Annotated in this window: 18 protein-coding genes; 3 read left to right on the top strand and 15 right to left on the bottom strand. The window is 44.5% G+C overall.

Going from position 1 to position 19748, the window contains the following annotated elements; genetic code table 11:
* The first annotated feature begins 457 nt into the window (after positions 1–457).
* The gene (locus Q0614_RS03015; protein ID WP_005871915.1) at positions 458–1096 is read left to right on the top strand and encodes a Crp/Fnr family transcriptional regulator; all 639 of its coding nucleotides are present in this window, start codon (positions 458–460) and stop codon (positions 1094–1096) included.
* Between the two features lie 282 nt (positions 1097–1378).
* Here Q0614_RS03015 and Q0614_RS03010 read toward each other — a convergent pair whose 3' ends face one another.
* From Q0614_RS03010 to Q0614_RS02960, 11 genes are read right to left on the bottom strand one after another with little or no spacing between them, the layout of a single operon-like run.
* On the bottom strand, positions 1379–2242 hold the full coding sequence (locus Q0614_RS03010; RefSeq protein WP_005871911.1) for a formate/nitrite transporter family protein: 864 nt from the start codon (positions 2240–2242) through the stop codon (positions 1379–1381).
* Positions 2243–2695 carry a hydrogenase 3 maturation endopeptidase HyCI gene (locus Q0614_RS03005; RefSeq protein WP_298786433.1) on the bottom strand — a complete coding sequence of 151 codons (453 nt, stop codon included), beginning with the start codon at positions 2693–2695 and terminating at the stop codon, positions 2243–2245.
* Positions 2695–3039, bottom strand: a complete 345-nt coding sequence (locus Q0614_RS03000) for a formate hydrogenlyase maturation HycH family protein (protein WP_298786431.1) — start codon at positions 3037–3039, stop codon at positions 2695–2697. The genes Q0614_RS03005 and Q0614_RS03000 overlap by 1 nt, the downstream gene beginning before the upstream one ends.
* Entirely contained in the window at positions 3036–3860 is an 825-nt protein-coding gene (locus Q0614_RS02995; protein ID WP_298786429.1) for an NADH-quinone oxidoreductase subunit B family protein, read from the bottom strand. Before Q0614_RS02995 ends, Q0614_RS03000 begins: the two co-directional genes overlap by 4 nt.
* Complete coding sequence (locus Q0614_RS02990; RefSeq protein ID WP_177386902.1) at positions 3857–4396, bottom strand: formate hydrogenlyase complex iron-sulfur subunit; 540 nt, start codon at positions 4394–4396, stop codon at positions 3857–3859. Before Q0614_RS02990 ends, Q0614_RS02995 begins: the two co-directional genes overlap by 4 nt.
* A complete protein-coding gene (locus tag Q0614_RS02985) occupies positions 4393–6129 on the bottom strand; it encodes a hydrogenase large subunit (protein WP_005871901.1) in 1737 nt (578 codons plus the stop codon). The genes Q0614_RS02990 and Q0614_RS02985 overlap by 4 nt, the downstream gene beginning before the upstream one ends.
* A gap of 2 nt (positions 6130–6131) precedes the next feature.
* A complete protein-coding gene (locus Q0614_RS02980) occupies positions 6132–7613 on the bottom strand; it encodes a hydrogenase 4 subunit F (RefSeq protein ID WP_177386904.1) in 1482 nt (493 codons plus the stop codon).
* 2 nt (positions 7614–7615) lie between these two features.
* Positions 7616–8260 carry a hydrogenase 4 membrane subunit gene (gene hyfE / locus Q0614_RS02975; protein ID WP_291936441.1) on the bottom strand — a complete coding sequence of 215 codons (645 nt, stop codon included), beginning with the start codon at positions 8258–8260 and terminating at the stop codon, positions 7616–7618.
* 1 nt (position 8261) lies between these two features.
* The gene (locus Q0614_RS02970) at positions 8262–9200 is read right to left on the bottom strand and encodes an NADH-quinone oxidoreductase subunit H (protein ID WP_177386906.1); all 939 of its coding nucleotides are present in this window, start codon (positions 9198–9200) and stop codon (positions 8262–8264) included.
* Positions 9201–9210: 10 nt separating this feature from the next.
* On the bottom strand, positions 9211–11184 hold the full coding sequence (locus Q0614_RS02965; protein WP_298786427.1) for a proton-conducting transporter membrane subunit: 1974 nt from the start codon (positions 11182–11184) through the stop codon (positions 9211–9213).
* A complete protein-coding gene (locus Q0614_RS02960) occupies positions 11181–11780 on the bottom strand; it encodes a 4Fe-4S dicluster domain-containing protein (protein WP_005871891.1) in 600 nt (199 codons plus the stop codon). Before Q0614_RS02960 ends, Q0614_RS02965 begins: the two co-directional genes overlap by 4 nt.
* Positions 11781–12174: 394 nt before the next feature.
* On the opposite strand from Q0614_RS02960, the gene Q0614_RS02955 reads away from it, so the two are divergent.
* Positions 12175–14442: a molybdopterin-dependent oxidoreductase gene (locus Q0614_RS02955; protein WP_298704283.1), complete on the top strand. Its 2268-nt coding sequence runs from the start codon at positions 12175–12177 to the stop codon at positions 14440–14442.
* Between the two features lie 953 nt (positions 14443–15395).
* Here the strand turns inward: Q0614_RS02955 and dctP are convergent.
* The 4 genes from dctP to Q0614_RS02935 form a co-directional block, all read right to left on the bottom strand.
* Positions 15396–16589: a TRAP transporter substrate-binding protein DctP gene (gene dctP, locus Q0614_RS02950; protein ID WP_298786425.1), complete on the bottom strand. Its 1194-nt coding sequence runs from the start codon at positions 16587–16589 to the stop codon at positions 15396–15398.
* 1059 nt (positions 16590–17648) lie between these two features.
* The gene (locus Q0614_RS02945) at positions 17649–17891 is read right to left on the bottom strand and encodes a hypothetical protein (protein WP_297881153.1); all 243 of its coding nucleotides are present in this window, start codon (positions 17889–17891) and stop codon (positions 17649–17651) included.
* On the bottom strand, positions 17881–18933 hold the full coding sequence (locus Q0614_RS02940; protein ID WP_298786423.1) for a DHH family phosphoesterase: 1053 nt from the start codon (positions 18931–18933) through the stop codon (positions 17881–17883). Before Q0614_RS02940 ends, Q0614_RS02945 begins: the two co-directional genes overlap by 11 nt.
* On the bottom strand, positions 18930–19343 hold the full coding sequence (locus Q0614_RS02935) for an Rrf2 family transcriptional regulator (protein ID WP_297882766.1): 414 nt from the start codon (positions 19341–19343) through the stop codon (positions 18930–18932). Before Q0614_RS02935 ends, Q0614_RS02940 begins: the two co-directional genes overlap by 4 nt.
* A 104-nt stretch (positions 19344–19447) precedes the next feature.
* Here Q0614_RS02935 and rpsO point away from each other — a divergent pair, with 104 nt between their 5' ends.
* Complete coding sequence (gene rpsO, locus Q0614_RS02930; protein WP_297922003.1) at positions 19448–19720, top strand: 30S ribosomal protein S15; 273 nt, start codon at positions 19448–19450, stop codon at positions 19718–19720.
* Positions 19721–19748 lie beyond the last annotated feature (28 nt).

Raw genomic sequence — 19748 nt, 5'->3', positions numbered from 1 at the left:
GGATCGTTTAGGATCGGATCCGCGTCTTTGAAATCCAAATGGCGCATATAGACGTTGATTAGCAGCGTCTCGGAAACGTTATCTTTAAAATTTAACTTTTGCATGAAGTGCCTTTCTTGCGGTGTCATCGCGAGTAAAATACCGCTTATTTTTAATATGTATTATTATATCCTTGCTAAATAAAATTTCAATGAAATGATATGAATTTTTATTTAAAGACAGAATTTTAAATTCGCGCCGCGGGTTTTGGCTATAATTTCGCCGCATAAGGCTCAATAAATTTTTGAAATTTTACGCGATGCAAAACGCGGGTAAAATTTAGAATTTTAAAAGCTATAAAATTTATTAGCTCCGGCGACCTAGATGCGCAGCCATAGTGCGGATGGTAAATTTAATCCGCGCAGCTTTATCTTTGTCTAAATATTTCATTGTATAATTCTTAGCTTTTGGAGGTTATATGGAAAAATCGCGGCTGGGACTACTGCAAACCGAGGCTATCGCCACGCTTAGCGACGAGGAGCTTGCAATGTTCGAGCACCAAGTCATCAAAAAAGGCTATGTTTTTTATAGCGAGGCGCCTAAAGTTTTTATTTTTAAAAGTGGACAGGCGAAGCTTTCGTTTTTTGAAGACGGCGAAGAATTCATCATCAACTACCTAAACAAGGACAATATTACCATTCTTAATGAAATTTGCGCGCTTGAGTTTTTAGAGGACAGCGAGATTTATACGATCGATGCGAGCGGACTAGGGGAGATCTTGGCAAATCGCAGCTTTTGCGAGGCATATATAAAAATTTTAACAGAGATAATTCTGCTGCAGCGCAAAATCACACGCTCTATACTTTTTGAAAATGCAAAAGGGCGCATCGCGAGCTTTTTGATCGAGCTTGCAAACGAGCAGAATTTTCATCAAAATGGCTATAAATACGTCTTTTTGCCCTTTTCGCTAAAGGTGCTTTCGTCCTTCGTAGGGCTCAAGCGTCAAAGCGCGAGTACCGCGTTTAACGAGCTTGTAAAAGATAACGTAATTCAAAAAATCAGTCAGCACGAGTTTTTGATCCTGGACTACGACAGATTGCTTAGCTATTGTGTTTAGGCTCGGGCTAGAGTTTTTAAAGCATTTATGCGGCTTACGCTTACGGCTTAAGTGCGAAATTTTGTCTAAAGTTATGGCGCAGGATTTTACCTAGATTTGCAGCGTAAAATTTTTATCAAGAGCCTGGTTTTGGAATTTCATCCCGAATTTCGTTAGGATTTCGTCTAAAATTTTGGATCAAATGAAATTTTACGCATCGGAATTTTTAAAATTTAAGAAACTAAAAATGCGCGGCAAAGTGCCGCGCCATATTTTGTTTATATCGTGCTGAAGTGCGATAGATTAGTCTTTCTTTTTCATATCGTATTTATTTACCATAAATCCGACCAAGCCTACGAAAAATAGACCGCCGCAGATGTTACCTAGCGTAACTGGGATCATATTTTTAACGATGAAATTTCCCCAGTTTATTGAATCTATTTGAGCCGCCGTTACACCGTGAAGCGAGCTTGCAAGAGCATTTACATCGCCACCTGCAGCCGCAAGGTAGTGGCCTTTAGCGATGATGCCTTCAGTTAGGATAAACATATTTGCCACGCAGTGTTCCATAGAGCAAGCTACGAATGCGCCGATCATCCACATAATTGCAAAGAATTTACCTGATAGATTGCTCTCGCTGGTCGCAGTCCAGATAGACATACATACAAACACGTTACAAAAAATTCCGCGGATGAATAGCTCATGAAAAGGTGCATTTATTTTGCCTGCTGCTGCAGGAATGAAGTGCTGCAAAATGTAGCCATCATATTTAAGCGGAAGTCCTGAGTAATAATACATATACGCGATTAACGCGCCGCCTACGAAGTTAAAGCACCAAACGATAGCCCAATAGCCGATAGTTTTACCTAGCGGTAATTTGCCATCGGCAGCAGGTACGCCCGTTAAAACCGAGCTAGTAAATAGATGCCCGCCGTAAAAAACCACCATCATCAGACCGCAGCTAAAGGTAATACCACCGATGAAATTCGATAAGCCAATAGATTGCTTTTCAGCCATTCCGACGGTCGAGTGAGCCCAAAAAATATCGCCCATAGCGATTGCAGCGCCCGCCATTATAGCTAGAAAAATTATGCTAATTAGCGGGGTATGCGCCTTGTGTTGCATCGAACTAGATACCGCTTGCGCGGTTTCTGCAGGATTTAACATTTACTCCTCCTCATTTAAATTTGAATCAATTTCTAAGATACGCTCATAAGCTTTTTGCGCACTTTTTTTTGCGCTCTCGCTTAGCCCTTCTTTAAAATCAAGGACGTTATCGAGCAGCACGCTTATGCCCAAAAACAGCGTCTTTGGGCAAATTTTGCGCAGATAGCTTAGAAGCACCGGCGTAGGCAGGTTATGCGTCGAGTAGATATAGTCGCGATCATTGCTGAGGTCGAAAAATTCTATCTTATCCTCATCAAAGCCGCTCATTGCATCTACTACGATTAGAATTTCAGGGGCGAATTCCCTAAGGGCTGCAAATTCGTTTTCGGGCACATCCTGCCCATAAAAAACGCGCCAATCTTTTAGATTTGCCTTGACTATTCGCCCTGTTTCATTGCCTACGTCGTCGTCGCCGCGAAGGGGATTGCCGATACAAAGCAACGCCTTTCGCATCAAAAATCCTTCCTTAGCACGAAGTATCCTTCGCGCATATTTTTTAGCAGATCTTTAAGCTCACATTCGCAAAGCTGAGGGATTAGCTTAGCTGCGTGCTCAGCAAAAATTTCAATCTCGAAATACTTGCTTAGGTTACCGATCTTAAATTTAACGTAGTCGCCCGAGTTTTCGATGATGCGTTTAAATTCTTCATCACTGATCTCAAGTACCTTTTCGCTAAAATCTATCGTACCTACGCCGTGACCGACGCAGGTGGAAAAAACCTTGATATCCTTTAGCTCTTTAGGTAAATTTTCGTTTTCGTCCATATGCCGCTTTGTAAGCTTAAAAACCTCAATCATCGTTTGCTCCAGACCTCTTTTTGCGGATCGATCTTAAATTCTTCCGTAGCGCGGGCGTATTTTAGATATACGTCATTGTGCAATAGCGCCATGCACTCCGCGTATCTAGGATCCTCTTCGGTATGGATAGCGTTAAGTAGAGCCTCGCGAGAAGCTTTTGGATCGTGAACGTCAGATGAGGTTTTGATCGCATCCATATATTTTGCGAATAAAACTCTTCCGAAAATATAGCTCATCAGCCTCTTAGCTTCAGCTTGCAGATCGCGCTCGAATAAAATATCGCCGATAACTGAACTCTTAACCGGTGGCGGAAGAGTGTTATCTTGCTCGTAGCTCTTCTTTTGAAGCTTTTGATCGATGATGCCAAGCGCCATGCCAAGACCATAGATGATGCTAGCAGGATGCGGAGGGCAGCCGGGGATATAAACATCTACCGGTACAATCTTATCGATGCCGCTCCATACGCTATATGCGTCATGAAAAATTCCGCCAGTGCTTCCGCAGGCCCCAAGAGCTACTACGATCTTTGGATCAGGTGCAGCCTCATAAGCGCGAAGCAGCGGATAATACATCTGGCGAGTAACCGGGCCGGTGCAGACTAAGATATCTGCGTGGCGAGGGTTAGCTACGAGTTTAAATCCGAAGCGCTCCGGATCCCACATCGGCGTGATAGAAGCAAAAATTTCGATTTCACAGCCATTGCAACTTCCGCAGTCGATACGATAAACGCTGAAGCTTCGTTTGATATTTTTCAAAAGCTCCAATTTTGAGGTTAGATCGTTTGCGTTTTTAATATTTTCGGGGACTTGATACAAACTCATTTTATTGCCTCCTCTATACCTTTGGTCACTCTTTCGACCGCTTGAGCTTTTTTGCATTCAGGACAGATATAGAGATATTTTTTAGCTTCTTCTAATCTGCCTGGGAGCAAATTTGCAGTACTTAGCTTTTCTAGCGTGTAATTGATGAGCCTTTTTGGGGTCATCGGCTTGCCGCAGCAGCTGCATTTTTCCATCTCAAGCTCGCCGTGTTGGATAAGCGCGCTTTTATCAAATTTTACCGCTAGCTCAAAGCTATTGCCTAGCCTTACCGCTCCCGTAGGGCATACCTCGTCGCAGCGACCGCAAAATATGCAGCGCCCGCAGTCAAATTCCCAAATTAGTTTAGTTTGGGCTTCGTTCATCTTAAGCTCAATCGCATTGGATGGGCAGGCGATTCCGCACGCAGCACAGCCTATGCAAAGCTCATAGGTGTATTCAGGCTGCCCGCGAAAATTCTCGGGCACGATGTATGGCTCAAACGGATAAGCATAGGTCGCCTTACCATATTTTTCGGTAATGTCGAATAATTTCATCATCTTAAATCCTTTTTGCTAACCTTGCCGTCTTGGCAAAATTTCTTAAGGTCTTTTTCGGTTAGAATTTTACTCTTTCCGCTATTAATATCGACTAAAGTTACGCGCTCGGTGCATGAGTAGCACGGATCCATCGAGCATACGATTAGCGCCGCATCGGAGATGTTATTTCCGCGGAATTGAAATCGCAAGCTCGGCCAGTTGTTATACGTAGCGGCGCGACATCTCCAGCGGTAAACCTTCTGAGCGTTTCCTTGCATGATCCAGTGGACATTTTCGCCGCGCGGTGCTTCGTCGTGACCTAAAGCGTAGTTTTCCGGTCTGATCATAGTCTGTGGATCGATCATTATCGGAGTTTGCGGCATTTGATGCAAGCACTGCCTGATGATGTGGATCGATTGTTTGAGCTCTTTATATCTTACGACTTCGCGACTGAATACATCGCCACCGTGCTCTACGGCTACTTCGAATTCTATCTTGTTGAAGAAATCGTAAGGATGATCGTAGCGGTTGTCGCGTTTAAAACCGGAAGCTCTCATATTTGGACCTACCGGGCTAAAATCACGCGCTACTTTGCGATCTAATACGCCTACGCCTTTCCAGCGACCGATTTGGCGTTTATCCTCCATAACAGCGTCCCAAATTTCTGAAATTTGAACGTCGAGCTTGTTGATGATCTCGATGCTCTTGCGAATTTCATTATCGGTCATATCACGGCGAAGTCCGCCCATAATGACATTGCCGTAGGTCTTGCGGCCGCCGGTTACGAGCTGAGCTAGCTCCATGGAGTATTCGCGCACCCTAAAGATATGCATAAAGGCGTTATAGTTACCCGTTACCTCGCAGGCTAGACCGATATTTAAAAGATGGCTGTGAAGGCGCTCGATCTCAAGGCAGATGACGCGGATAGCTTGCGCACGAAGCGGAATTTCAAGCTTGATAGCTTTCTCTGCTGCTTCAATACACGCAATCGCGTGAGCGTAGCCGCAAATTCCGCAGACGCGCTCTGCAAGGTAGCCCATCTGATCGTAATTCATTCGGTTTTCAGCTAGCTTCTCCATACCGCGGTGTTGATAAAACAAGCGGTAGTCTGCATCGATAATCTCATCGCCGTCGCAAAATAGTCTAAAGTGTCCCGGCTCATCGCTCGTTACGTGAAGAGGTCCAAGCGGAACATCTACTACTCCATCACCGCTAGGAAATAAAAACTCTGCATTGGGCTCGTCTTTATGATCTACAGGATCGGGCCTATAGCGATAGTCCATTGCGTCTTTGCGAAGCGGATGAAGCCCATCGGGCCAATCGTCGCTTAACACCAAACGACGTTTATCAGGCAAGCCTTCGGCGATTAAGCCGAACATGTCGAAAGCTTCTCTTTCGTACCATACGCAAGCAGGTACTAAAGGAGTAACCGACGGGAATGTCGGATCCGATCCAGGAATTAGCGTCCTAACGGTGATGAAGCATTTATCCTCTGCGGCGAAATCCTCCGCTTCGGTCATTTTGCCACCTTCCATAGATATCGCATAGTAAAGCGCGAAATTTCCGTTTAGCTCGCGCTCATCGTTAGGGATCATCGTGCTGATAAAACCGCCGATGTCATAATATAGCGTCTTAACCGCAAGCGGCAGATCATTTCTATCCACTAAAACGGTGATTTGATCCTCGGCTTGGCGGGTAACTTCTAAGACCTTGACTTTGGTCTTTAAAATTTCTATAAATTTATCGCCTCTCATTTTTAACCTCTCATCATTATTCTAACGCCGTTTTCGACGAGCATCCAAAAATCACCTACGTGCCATACGCCGAAAATTATCACTAAAGCGCAAAGCAAGATTAGCGGTAAATTTTCAAACAAGCTCATCTCTTTAGCATAAACCACTTCACCTTTAGGCGTACCGAAGCTCGCTAGATTAAAGTGCGCGAAGTCCGCAATGAAAATAATTACGAGCGCGATCGCAAATAATGCTACGGCTATGTATTGACCGCTGGCTATCGCGCCTTTGAAAACGTTAAATTCGCTTACAAAGATCGCAAACGCAGGAACGCCTACGAGCGAGCAAACCGCAGCACCAAACATTATCGTAGTAAGCGGAGCGATTTTTACCATACCGCCCATTCTAGTCATATCTTTGTGACCGTAAATTCTAGCGATATTACCGGTAGAGCAGAATGCAAGAGCCTTGGTAAAGCTGTGAGCTAAGCAGTGAAAGATTGCGGCAAGCAAGCCAAAATATCCGCCGATACCTAGCGCAAATGCAATTACACCCATATGAACGACCGAGTGGTAAGCAAACATCCTTTTCACGTCGTGCTGACGAACAAGGAAAATTCCAGCTATAAATAGCGTGATCGTGCCCGAGATCAGCATCACGTGCTTAACGAAGTCTGGCCCTACCGCTTCGGCGGTTACCGCGTAATATCTAAATATCGCTAGCATCGCACATTTTAAAAGCACACCCGAAAGTAGTGCCGAAATCGGAGCCGGACCTTCTGCGTGAACGTCAGGAAGCCAAGTGTGAGTAGGAGCAAGTCCTGCTTTGGTTCCAAAGCCTATTAGAGCGAATATAAAGATAAGCTTAGCGGCATCTTTGTTTAAGCCTTTGGCGTGATCCATAATGCTAGTCCAAAGCATCGAAGCCTCGCCATCGCCCGTGATTTTGAATGTAGCCGCATATAGTAAAACGGTCGCATAAAGCGCAAACGCTAAGCCGATCGAGCAGATAACGATATATTTGTAACCGCTCTCGGTGGATTTTTTATCTTTGTGAATAGCGACCAAAAATACCGATGCTAACGTAGTAGCCTCTACCGCAGCCCACATAAACGCGACGTTATTGCAGATCACGCTAAGCGTCATCGTAAAAACGAAAACGTGGCAGAGCGCGTAGTATTTTCTAAGATCGCTAAGATCCAGATGACCGCCCTGTATCTCCCATTTCATATAGGTGGTGGAGTATAAATTTACCAAAAAGCCCGTTACGGCGATTAGCACTAAAAATACGCAGCCTAGGCTATCTAGGAATAGGAATTTATCGTATGCGTAAAAAGCCTCAAAGTTGCCGCTGATAAGCTTGCCTACGTTACAGAGTAGCCCTGCGGATGTAACCGCAGAAATCAAAACGTGTAGCGAGCTTAGGAGCTTGAAATTCTTAGGGCATAAGAATAATATCAGCGCTCCGAGCAACGGAAAAATTAATATAAAAGCTAAACTATTCATCATTAACCCCTTAAATTCGAAGCTTTAGACGTATCAAGCCCGTCATAAGCTTTGTAAAATCTAACCGCCAAAATGCTCATAATAATAACCGCAAAGATTGCATCGGTTAAAATTCCAAGCTCGACTAGCTCGTGAGAGTTGTAAGCCATAAGTGCAAGGCTTAGGTGGATGCCGTTTTCAAAGAGGCAGTAGGCTAGAATTTGCTTGATGAAAGAATTTCTTAGCATGAAGCCAAAAATTCCCATCATAAATACGGTTACCGCCGCTATTAGAACGATTCTTTCTTGAATAAGAGAGAATTTAAGCAAGATCGGATTGATTGTCATCGCAATCGCTAGCGAAAATCCCATCGCAATAACGGGGCTTACGAAAAAGCCGCCTACCGGCTCATCCTCGCTGATCACATCCAGCTTTTTAACTAGCCAAAATAAAATTCCTGGCACGAAAATAACCTTCGTAAAAAACGCCACTATCGCCCAAATTCTAAGCTGCGGCGCATTGAAGTTAGAATACAGCATAAAAAATATGCTTACCAAAAATAGCGTCTGAATCGCGTAAATTCCGATCGAAAGTTTTAAATTTCTAAGTCCGAATACCGCGAGTGACGTTACGATCATACAAATTGCTAAAATATCGATACTATTCATCTTAAAATCCTACTACGTAAAGCGTTAATGCCGCAAAAGCGATGGCAAGAGCACCGCATGAAATTTTGCGCATGCTCGAAGTCATTCTAAAGCGCGGTCCAAAGTTGTCGATGAAAACGGCTGCTACGTAAAATACGCCGGTTTTTAGCACAAAGATTATGATTGCTAAAAGCGGATTGCTAAAATTCCACGGCTCAAATATCGTTAGGAATAATCCGATCATCGCAAATTGCTTCAAAATAAGCGCCGCTTGCACTAAGCCTAGATCGCTGCCTGCATATTCGCCAAGTAGACCTTCTTGAAGCTCTTGCTCGGCTTCGGCAAGATCAAATGGCTTTCTGCCGGTCTCGACATACATACACCATAAAAATGCAATCGAGGCGACGGCAAAGCTTGGAATTTGATAGCCGATCTGACCGCTGCGTACCATCCCCTGAATCTCAACTAAATTTGAAGTTCCCGCAGCCATCATTACTACGATTAGGCACATCATCATCACAGGTTCGACAAAAACGGCAAGCATCTGCTCGCGTCCACCGCCGGTTGCCGCAAAAGGGTTACCGCTATCTATCGAAGCCGCACCGAATACGAAGCGCAAAAGCGCGCCTAGATATAGGATAACGAAAATATCCGAATATGCTCCGAAAATTTTATCGGTGGTTGGATCGCTGTATGTAATAGGAATAGCCGCCAAAATCGCTGCCGAAGTAGCGAAAAGGAAAAACGGCGCCCACCTAAATACCCAGTGGCTGCACGCAGGAACGGTTCTGCCGCGCTTAAAAAGCTTAATAATATCGCGGTAAGTCTGGAAAAAATCGCTTCCTTGTTTCGACTGAAGCTTGGCTCGAAGTTTTCTCGCCATACCGTCGAAGAGTGGAGCGACTAGGACGATAACCGCGACTTGAAATATCATTAAAAATATAGTTTGTATAGTCTGCATCTTAAACCTCCTAGATCAAGAAATATCCGACGCCCAGTATCGCGCAAAGATAGATTAGGATGTAAAGCGTATATAAATTTGCATAGCCGCTTTGAATAATTCCTATCTTATCGGCGATCTTCTTACTCCAATCGATTACCGGTTGATAAATCATCGTCCACCAAATGTCTTGTGGGTGGTTGTGATACTCGATCGGTCCGAAGTAGCCGTTTTGCTCTATTCTGCGTTTATGACCTCTAAATAACCAGTCCATAATCTTTCTTAAATCGCCGGTAAAAGGACCGCCAGTTATCTGCATGCGAGGGCTATATTTAAAGCCGCACGCCCAAGGATCTGTCTCGCGAGGTTTGTCACGATTTGCTTTCATAACCGCTAGGATGATAAACGGAAGCAGCATTGTAGAACACAAAATCACTGCAATAAGAGGAGTTGAAACGATACTTCCCAAAGGTGAAGTGATTGACGAAGCGCCTAGGCTTGCAACATACCCGCTATTGGAAGTGATAGAATTTACCGCCTGCATGATGTAATCGACTATAAAGTGTGCGCCTACACCAAATCCCACGCAGCCTATCATCAAAATGATCATTCCTAAAACCATTCCTAATGGGCTTTCTTTTGCATTTTCCCAAATTTTTTCATCTCTTGGGGTTCCTGCGAAGATTACTGCATAAAGCTTAAGGTGCATACCGACCAAAACGCCGGTGAGTGCAAGAGCGACCACTGCTAAAGAGAAGGCATATCTAATGAAAATTCCGCTTTCCTTAGCACCTTGAAGCATTCCTTGATAGGTAAACCACTCTGAAACGAAGCCGTTTACCGGAGGAAGCGCTGCGATACCCATGATACCGATAAACATACCAACAGCAGTTAGAGGCATTTTTTTAGCTAGCCCTCCTAGCACGTCCATATTTTGCGTATGAGTAGCGTGGATTACAGAGCCTGCACATAAGAATAGCAAGCCTTTGAATATCGCGTGATTTACTACGTGGTAGCAGCCTGCTAAAAATCCGACTGCGGCTAGTGTTACATTGCCTGCTGCGACGCCGTAAATTCCGGTGCCAAGACCTAGTAGGATAATGCCGATATTTTCAACCGAGTGATACGCAAGAAGCGCTTTAAAGTCGTGCTGGCACAACGCGTATAAAACGCCAAAAAGCGAGCTGGCTGCTCCTAGGATCAAAACTGCAAGCCCAAAATAGATGCTTAGCGGCAAAAATAGCGTAAATTTAACAAGGGTAAAGAGCGCTACTTTAATCATAACGCCGCTCATTAGCGCAGAGACATTTGATGGAGCCGCAGGGTGAGCTTGCGGTAGCCAGACGTGGAAAGGCCACATTCCAGCTTTTGAGCCGAAGCCGACCAAAAACAAGATGAATGCTGCTACGGAAGCGCCCATCGGCATATTTACTTTTCCCCACTCCGCAAATTCGAAGCTTCCTGCGTAGTTTGCAATGATGAGTAATCCACAGGTTATACAAAATGCACCGATCTGCGCTATACCTAGATATACCATAACAGCTTTGAGCGTGCCTTTGCCATCGTTTACTATGATTAGAAATGACGAGATTAGCGTCATAAGCTCCCATAAAACAGCGAAGCAAAATACATTATCTGCGCTGATGACTAAAAGCATAGATAAGATGAAGGTATTAAATAAACATGCAAAAACGCCAATATTCGCCTTTCCGATATATTCCTCAGCGTAGCTCATGCCGTAAACGCTGCTTGCAAAGCCTATAAAAACGACTACGAAACTGAAGAAATTCCCAAGCGGACTTAAAGCAAATTTTGGCGCATATAAGAAAGTGCCGCCCAAAACGAAGCTATCGCTTACGCCCATATTGGCTACGAAATGACACATCGCATAAAAACAGCTGATAGCACCTAATCCAAATCCTACCTTAACGGCAGTTTTTGGAGCGCAGTATAAAAGGATACTAATTACTGCACTGACGATAAATAAAGTATAGACGCTTATCATTTTGCGCCTCCTTCTTTTTTGGCGACGCAACTGATTTCGCCGTTTAACACGTCTTTTGCAAAAGCATTAGCCGCATCGTAGTCTATCGCAAAGCCCAATTTATGCTTACCTTCTTTAGGATCTATCATAATGATAGCGCTAGTTGGGCAAACCTCGACGCATGCAGGACCGTTCTCGCGTCCATTGCATAGATCGCATTTGATGGCGGTGCTTTTGGCGCCCGCTTGGCTTTCGATCTCGAGATAATACTTCGGCTCGACCGCATAATTTACTGACGGCATAAGCTCGGCATTCGAGCTGATCGCGCCATAAGGACAGGCGAGCGTACACATCTTGCATCCGATGCAAATTTCTTCGTGCAATTCGATATAGTTATTATCGAAGCGAAGCGCACCGGTAGGGCAGACATTTGCACATGGTCCGTCATCGCACTGCCTGCACTGCGTAGGCATAACGCCGTAAGCCTGTCTAAGCACGGTAAGTCGCGATTTAGCAAGCTTGCCGCGCTCGTAGGCACTTGAGTAACAGGCTGCCATGCACGTCGTGCAACCGATACATCGTTTGTAATCGCAGATTACAAATTTATGTTGTTTCATACCTTTCTCCTTGACTTAAGGAATTTTAAAAATTTTTTACTAAAAATTTTGGTGTAATTATATTTAAGTTCGTAAAAAAATTCCGTCATTTATCTGACGATATTTGGAATTTATTTGATAAATTTGCTTTCAAAGCTTAAATTTGAAAACTAATTTCTTTTTTAAACCAGTTCGTTGATTATTTGCTTTAAAAGTCTAGTATATCAGTATTAAAGTATATTTTAAAATTTAAATTGCTACTTAAATTACCCCAACTTACTCCTAATTATAATTGAAAAAATTCTTTTAGCTTAAGGCAAAATTTCAATTTTATTTTAGGTAAGAATTTATATAATTGTGCCGAAATTGCATATATGGTAATTTTGCATGTTTAGTATTTTCGAAAGGAGAAAATATGGCGAATAAAGGCAAGGTCATATGCCCTTATTGTGGCACAGGCTGTCAAATCGAGCTGACTGCGGAAGACAATTATATCAAATCCGCAACCGGCGTAAGCGACAACCCTGTAAATCAAGGTTGTTTATGTTTGAAAGGTTATTACGGATGGAATTACGTAGGCTCTAGAGATAGGCTTACTACTCCGCTAATTCGTAAAAAGAATGGCAAATTTAGTAAAGACGGCGATTTGGTCGAGGCTAGCTGGGACGAAGCGCTTGATTTAGTTGCTAAAAAGATGCTCGAAGTTAAAGAAAAATACGGCGCCGACGCGATAGCCGGAAACTATTCCGCACGCTGTACGCATGAGGATAACTACGTAGCGCAGAAGCTACTTAGAATTTTAGGTACGAATAATATCGATCACTGCGCGCGCATTTGACACGCTCCGACAGTAGCAGGACTTGCTAAAACAATCGGAAACGGAGCGGCTACAAACAGCTTCACGGAGATCGGAACTCACAGCAACTGCATTATGATGATCGGCTCAAACCCGGAAAATGGTCATCCGATCGTAGCTATGCACGTTCAAAGAGCGTTAAATAGAGGCGCTAAACTCATCGTCATCGACCCGGTTAAGACGGAATTTGCAAATCGCGCAGATATCCACCTCCAGCTTGAGCCGGAGCACAATATCCCAGTCATCAATGCTCTAATTCATGCTATTATCGACGAGGATTTGGTAAATCATGAATTCGTTAATAAATACACCAAGGGTTTTGAATATGTAAAAGAGGCGGTTAAGGATTATTCGCCTGAAGCCGTAGCCAAATACACTAGGCTAAACGCCGAGGATATTAGAAAAGCGGCTAGAATTTACGCTACTACGCGACCTGCGGTTATCACGCACGGAATGGGTGTAACTCACTTCAACCACGGCGTAGGCGCGGTATGCGATATTTCAAATTTAATGCTCGTAACGGGCAACGTAGGCGAGCTAGGCAGCGGCGATCTACCGATCCGCGGACAAGAAAACGTTCAAGGCTGCTGCGATATGGGAATGCTTCCTAACGTATTTACCGGCTATAAAGCCGTAACCGACGAGAGTGCCCGTGATTGGTTTGAGCGCCAGTGGAATTTACCAAAAGGTCATCTAAACGGCAAGATCGGTATTCATAAAACCGAAGTGCCTGACGCAATTCTTGATGGTAGGGTAAAATTCTTCTGGACGATGGGTGAAAACCCGGTTATGACCGATCCGAACGCAAACCACTTCTTGCGCGCGATTTCGCAGGTAGAGATGTATGTGATCCAAGATATTTTCTTAACCGAGACGAGCCGCAAAGCAGATGTTGTGCTTCCTGGAGCTTGCAGCGGCGAGAAGGAGGGTACTTATGCTAACGCCGAGCGCCGCGTACAGCATAGCGAAATTGTAGTTGCCCCTCCGGGACAAGCTAGACAAGACTGGGCTATCATCTGCGAGCTTGCCAGACGTTTAGGTCTAGGAGATTATTTCACATTCCAATCTCCAGAGCAGATTTGGGAAGAGGTGCGCAGGGTAGCTCCACACAACTACGGCGGAATGAGCTATTACCGCATCAAAAAATACCACGGACTTCACTGGCCGTGCCCTGATGAGAATTCTATGGGCGGACCTGCATTGTACCTTGATAAAAAATTCTTTACTCCTGACGGCAAGGGAAATTTCGTCCCGGTTCTATTCGTGGATGATAAGAGCAAGATTGAAAGCGCCAAAGAGGAATTCGCAAAGCGTATGAATATGCCGAAAGATTATCCTGTAATGGCGGGCTCCGTGGACGAGAAGACCGATGCAGAGTTCCCGATTCAGCTTCTAACTACGCGTAAGGTTTACGAGTATGCAGGAGGCGCGATGACTAGGCGCTCTAAGACCGTAGAGCAGGGCGGCGACGCGATAGGACCGATTGCGGAAATGAATCCGAAACTCGCCGAACGATATGGAATTTCGCAGGGCGATTTTATCGTCGCGTGGAGCCGCTACGGCTATATTGCGATCAAGGCGGACATCACCGAGTGTATAATGGATGGTATCATTCAGATGTCTTATCACTACTGGGAGAGCTGCTGCAACGAGCTAACCAGCGGCGGCTGGGATCTAATCGCCAAAACGCCTACGTTTAAGGCAGCGATTCAGATTAAAAAGATCGACGAAGAGGAATTTTTGCGTATCCGCGAGCTTAAGCGCATTAAATTTCAAACCAATAAAGTCGTTTACGACGACTTCCACCACCATCCGATTAAATTCTAAGAATTTAATCTTATCCATAGATTCGGGGGCTATGCTTCCGAATCTATTTTTTAACAATCAATTCAAATAATATGAAATTTTGGCGATCTAGCCGTCTTGCGATATTTTAAAGATCAAAAATTTCAAGAATTCAATAAATTTCGCGGTATTAATACGCTTTTTTGCGTAGTCGCATGATTGATAAGAGAGCGATTGAAATTATCCGCTATTGCGTTAATAGATGCGGCTGCAGAGACCGGGCATTCGCGATTTATCAAATCCTAATAAATTAGCCTTAATTAGAGCGGCGCAATGGAGTAAATTTTAAAGATAAGCATGATAATAAGGGGCTATTTTATCGCGACAAATCTTGCCAAATTACATTATTGATTAAATTTTAACGCGCGCAGGCTGATTTTATGCGAATTAGCCTTATTGTCAAGTAGCGCTGTAATTTTAATAATGCAAATGCAATTTTTGTGATTTTAATATATAAATGCAAAAGGCTCATAGGCTTTTTTAAAATGCTAGACGCGGCTTTTAGTCTTAATGGTCGCAAATGCCGGTTTCTAGCATAACCGGAGTAGTTTCGCGCTCCGTCTGAAATCCATAAATTTTGATTTTAAAATTTTAGATTTAAAATTCCGAATTCCGCCGTGCTTGGAGCTTGGAATTTTTATAATTTTATTTTATCGCGTGTTTTTGGCGTTCTATTTTCACGCGGGAGCCCTTTGCTGCGCCAGATCACGCCGCTTGCGATGTTAAAGCTATTGCGCCAAAGCTTCTGCCTTGCTTGTGGATGAGATTTATGAAACTAGGCTCTGATATTGAAGCTATTGTGCCAAAGCTTCTGCGGCAGAATTCCATCTACTTTATTAAAAGTAGTTAGAATTTTAGCCGCTTGTCGCTCCTGAGCTACTTATTGTGCCGGTCTGTTCGTCTCGCTTTAATTTTTATCGCTAGCAGCACCCACTTTACTTTGCCGCTCCTAAATTTTTGCCGTCCGTCGCATTAGAATCGCTCGCAGCGCCGTGATTTTCGCTGCTTGCAGAATCTGAGTTTGTCGTACCGCTAGGGCTTGCGGAGATTGGATTTGCTGCACTTTCGCCCGCGATGCCACTTACGTTATTTATGTAGGCTACGGTGCTTATTTTATTCCATTCTCTACCGATTTTCAAAAACGCGCGCTGGCTGTCTAGGATCTCTTTAAACATCGGATCTTTTGCCGCTTCTTCGTCTAAGATTTCATTCGTTGCTTTTTTAAGCGCGGCTATCACGTCTGCAGGGAAGTCGCGCACCTGCACATCCGGAAACTGCGCTTTTAGCTCCGCCCAAATGCGAGCGTTTTCATAAAAGCCCTTATTTTGGAAATTCTCTCCGGCAAGTCTTGCTGCAGCCTCTAAGATCGCTTGAAGATCTGCAGGCAGCTTCTCTAGCGCCTTTTGATTTACCAGCAGTTGGCAGTCTCCCATAGGCTCTTGCCAGCCTGTGTAGTAGTATTTAGCCACTTTATGAAATCCAAGCGGCATATCATAGACAGGGCTTACCCACTCGACCGCATCGATCGTACCCATTTCTAACGCCATAAATAGCTCGCCCGTAGGCACTGTGTTTATAGTGGCGCCCAGCTTGCTCATCACCTCTCCGCCTAGCCCTGGTATGCGGAATTTAAGCCCTTGCAAATCTGCGACTGAGTTGATCTCTTTTTTAAACCAGCCGCCCATTTGCATGCCGGTAGATCCCATCAAAAAGGTCTTCATGCCGTATTGCGCGAACATCTTATCATTAAGCTCTCGCCCACCACCATAATAATACCACGCGTGCTGCTCATCAGTAGTCATACCGAAAGGCACTGCCGTCCAGAGCATAGTTTTGGCGTCTTTGCCTTTATAATAATAAAGCGAAGTATATCCTAGATCGTATTGCCCGCTTTTGACGAAGTCGAATATGCCAAAGCTTGCCTTGTGCTTGCTCGGCGTATCGATGCGGATCTGAAGCCTACCACCGCTAAGGCTTTCGGCATAGTTTTTAAAATCCTCGGCGGCAGCGCCCAAAACTGGCGTAGTCGCCTCCCACGTACTAGCAAGTCTTAGGCGATAAACCTTATCGTCGCCGAAAAGCTGCGAGCCCAAAAGCATGAGACATGCAAACAAAAAAATCTTTTTCATTTCTATCCTTTCATAAAGTTTTAAATTCATAAAATTTCAAAATTTAGCGCGCCGCCGGCTTAAAATTTAATTGCGTCCTGCGTTACTGCTACGAAATCCTGATTCACGGTACTTATTTTATCCACGTGTTGCTTTATATTCTATTTTACGACGCTTCATCTTATAGGCACTTTGCTTTGTAGACGTCTTATTTCGCGACATTTTACTTCTTAGCGCCCTTTTATTTTACAATGCCTGACTTTGTGACGATAGAGCGCCGCATTCGTTTTAATTTTGCCGCGTTCGGGCGTACTTACCTACACCTGCGCCATATCTAGCGATAATATTTTATCAAGCGCGCTTATTTAAAAACCTCTGGCAGCGGACCTATTTTGCTTAGAACCAACAAAAGTATCTTAAAATGCTATCTTTGCGCTTTTGCAGATAAAATTCTCCCTTCCTTTCAAAGCGAGCTTTGTCATTATTGGCAAGCTTAGACGCTACGCCATTTTTTGATCTTAGACGGCAGAATCGTGCTTTTAAATTTAAAATTCCGCAATCTGCGTTCTTTGTGTCACACTGGCAAGCAAAGATTCAGCCTTTATATTTAAATTTTGCACCTTAGTTAAGTGCAAAATTTCGCGCGGAGTTTTGATGCAAATTCCTCGCGAAACCTAGATTAGAATTTTACGCAGAGCCACCCCGCGTTGTCTAAAATTTTTTGCAAAATCCCGTGCTGCAAAATGCACTTAAAATTTTAAATTTGCTATTGCGCGGAATTTCTTAGCGTAAATTCTAAGCCTTGAAATTTTGCTCTTGTTTGACAGCATAAAATTTTAAAACAAAATTCTACAGCCATCATGCCTTAAAATTTTATTTGCAAAGCCTACTTGCTAAATTTTAAAATTTTAAGCCTAAGTCCGCAAAATTCCGTATTTTGCGTTTTGAAATTCTATTTAGCAAAATTTTATCTCGCGGATTTCTTGCTCTATAAATTTCTGCGCTAAATGAAATTTTACTCCGCATAGTTTGCGCTTCGTAAAATTCTAGCTCGCAAAATTTCGCTTAAAATTTCGCGAGCTAGCCCTTATTTTCAAATAACTCCGCGTGTTTGCTACGCAAAAACTCTACCACGGCGATCACTTCGTCCGCGCCGCTAGCGTCCGAGTTTGCAAGCACTGTGTCGATGTTTTCGATATACAGCTGCGCCGCATCGGCGAGCCGCTCGCGCTTCACGCCCGCGTAGAGCAGCATCGCGTCAAGCAGGATATTAATCTCGTAGATGAGGTCCTGCTCGGCGATTTTTTCGTCATTATTTTTCATCTTCTTCCTTTGAAATTTGAGTTTTTTTCTCGATTAGATCCACGATTTGCGCCTTTACGGCTTCGTACGAGCTCGCGTCTTTAAAGCCCGCAAACATCCCGCCGCTCGCGTTTACGTGCCCGCCGCCGCCGAGGAGCAGCTTTGCCATTTCGCTTACGTCGATCTTGCCGTCGGCGCGGAAGCTGAGTGTTTTCTTGCTCGTTACGTCGATGAAAAAATCGACATCGGGGTTTTTCGTCAAAAAGTCGTTGCCGATGACGCTTACGTTGCCGATATTGTAGGTCAAAATGCCCTTTTTATCGAGGTAGCTGATCTCAAAGCGCTGCTTTTGCGCGCTTAGACGGGCGACTACGAAATGCGAGACGAGATTGCTTAGCGTATCGTCGCGCTCGCTTTTAAAAAATTCCTTCTTTATGCCGTGCAGCGCGCTATCTAGCGCAATGTGTGCATTCGGCTCGTCTTGAAATTTAAAAATTTTTTCTAACAGGAAAAAGATATAATCCCTGCTCTCCCGCTCGAACATGATCTTATTGATCTCTTTCGCGCCCGAGACCATGCCGAGGCAGACCTTGCCGAGCTCAAACTCGCTCTCGTCTTTCAGCCAGATATCCACGGCGTTTACGACGCGCACGAGCTTATCCAGCCGCGCCGTGCCGCCGAACATCGCGCTGAAAAAATCATAGGTGATCTTCGTAGCGCAGCGCGAAGAGTCTAGGAAATACCACGGGAATTTTTTCGCGCACTCAAGCCCGCTTTGATGATGATCCAGAAGGATCACACGGGCGTTGCGGCGCGCCAGTTCGCCGCTAAATTTCTCGCACTGCGCGGGTAGTAAATTTAGATCAGTGATTAAAACTAGGCTTTTTTCGTCTGCGTCTGCGGCAAGCCGCTCGTCGATGCGCTCTAGGATGAGCTCAAATTTTTCGTTTATCTCCTTGCCGTAGTTGGCGTTAAAAAATTCCACGTCCGTCAAGTAGTGCGCCGCGACGAACTGCGCGCCGTAGCCGTCCAGATCGGTGTGGCTGAGGTGATATATTTTCATTTGCGCTCTTTGCCGATGATGTTTGCTAGCGTGATCGTATCCATATACTCATCGACCTTCTCCTGAAGCTCGCCGAACATTAGATTGACGCGGCACAGCGTGCGACCGTTCGGGCAGGCGTCGATCCCCTCGGCGGTGCAGTCAAATACCGTCGCCTTGCGTCTTTCGGCGCTTTTGATGATCTCGCTTAGCGTGATCTCGTCCGCATTGCGCGCGAGTACAAAGCCGCCCTTGGCGCCTTTGAAGGAATTCAAAAGTCCCGCGCGAGCCAAATTTTGTAAAATTTTAGCCAAAAAGCTGCGTGAAATTCCAAGCTCGCTAGAGATCGAATCGACATCCATCGACTCCTCCTTGCCCGCGATGCAGATCATTGAAAGTAGGGCGTATTCGCTTGCTTTTGTAAAAAGCATTTATTCTCTCCTTTGGTCTGAAAGCGTGCATTTTACATCAAAAAAGCAAAAATTTAGGTTAATTAAGTATAATCGTCTCCTATTTTACCGATCAGGAGGTCATCATGGCTTTAGACACGGCTCAAAAAGCACAGATAGTTGCGAAATTCGCTAGAAGAGAGAAGGATACGGGCTCTGCGGAGGTGCAAATCGCGCTTCTTACAGAAAGGATCACGCTTCTTACCGCCCACATCCAGGCAAACCCGAAAGATTTTTCATCACGTTTAGGACTCCTAAAGCTAGTAGGTCAGCGCAAAAGAATGATGAAATATCTCAAAAACAAAGACTACGCAGTTTACTCCAAGCTCGTTAGCGAGTTAAATTTAAGAGATAAATAAGCTCCTTTGCTCGCGGCGGCGTTTATTT

Origin of the sequence: uncultured Campylobacter sp. (assembly GCF_937997595.1) — a bacterium.
Lineage (GTDB): Bacteria > Campylobacterota > Campylobacteria > Campylobacterales > Campylobacteraceae > Campylobacter_B.
This window is presented reverse-complemented; position numbering and strand designations above follow the sequence as displayed.

Coding starts and splice junctions, on each gene's coding strand:
- Q0614_RS03015 (WP_005871915.1), top strand. CDS start 458: ATGGAAAAATCGCGGCTGGGACTACTGCAAACCGAGGCTATCGCCACG.
- Q0614_RS03010 (WP_005871911.1), bottom strand. CDS start 2,242: ATGTTAAATCCTGCAGAAACCGCGCAAGCGGTATCTAGTTCGATGCAA.
- Q0614_RS03005 (WP_298786433.1), bottom strand. CDS start 2,695: ATGCGAAAGGCGTTGCTTTGTATCGGCAATCCCCTTCGCGGCGACGAC.
- Q0614_RS03000 (WP_298786431.1), bottom strand. CDS start 3,039: ATGATTGAGGTTTTTAAGCTTACAAAGCGGCATATGGACGAAAACGAA.
- Q0614_RS02995 (WP_298786429.1), bottom strand. CDS start 3,860: ATGAGTTTGTATCAAGTCCCCGAAAATATTAAAAACGCAAACGATCTA.
- Q0614_RS02990 (WP_177386902.1), bottom strand. CDS start 4,396: ATGATGAAATTATTCGACATTACCGAAAAATATGGTAAGGCGACCTAT.
- Q0614_RS02985 (WP_005871901.1), bottom strand. CDS start 6,129: ATGAGAGGCGATAAATTTATAGAAATTTTAAAGACCAAAGTCAAGGTC.
- Q0614_RS02980 (WP_177386904.1), bottom strand. CDS start 7,613: ATGAATAGTTTAGCTTTTATATTAATTTTTCCGTTGCTCGGAGCGCTG.
- hyfE (WP_291936441.1), bottom strand. CDS start 8,260: ATGAATAGTATCGATATTTTAGCAATTTGTATGATCGTAACGTCACTC.
- Q0614_RS02970 (WP_177386906.1), bottom strand. CDS start 9,200: ATGCAGACTATACAAACTATATTTTTAATGATATTTCAAGTCGCGGTT.
- Q0614_RS02965 (WP_298786427.1), bottom strand. CDS start 11,184: ATGATAAGCGTCTATACTTTATTTATCGTCAGTGCAGTAATTAGTATC.
- Q0614_RS02960 (WP_005871891.1), bottom strand. CDS start 11,780: ATGAAACAACATAAATTTGTAATCTGCGATTACAAACGATGTATCGGT.
- dctP (WP_298786425.1), bottom strand. CDS start 16,589: ATGAAAAAGATTTTTTTGTTTGCATGTCTCATGCTTTTGGGCTCGCAG.
- Q0614_RS02945 (WP_297881153.1), bottom strand. CDS start 17,891: ATGAAAAATAATGACGAAAAAATCGCCGAGCAGGACCTCATCTACGAG.
- Q0614_RS02940 (WP_298786423.1), bottom strand. CDS start 18,933: ATGAAAATATATCACCTCAGCCACACCGATCTGGACGGCTACGGCGCG.
- Q0614_RS02935 (WP_297882766.1), bottom strand. CDS start 19,343: ATGCTTTTTACAAAAGCAAGCGAATACGCCCTACTTTCAATGATCTGC.
- rpsO (WP_297922003.1), top strand. CDS start 19,448: ATGGCTTTAGACACGGCTCAAAAAGCACAGATAGTTGCGAAATTCGCT.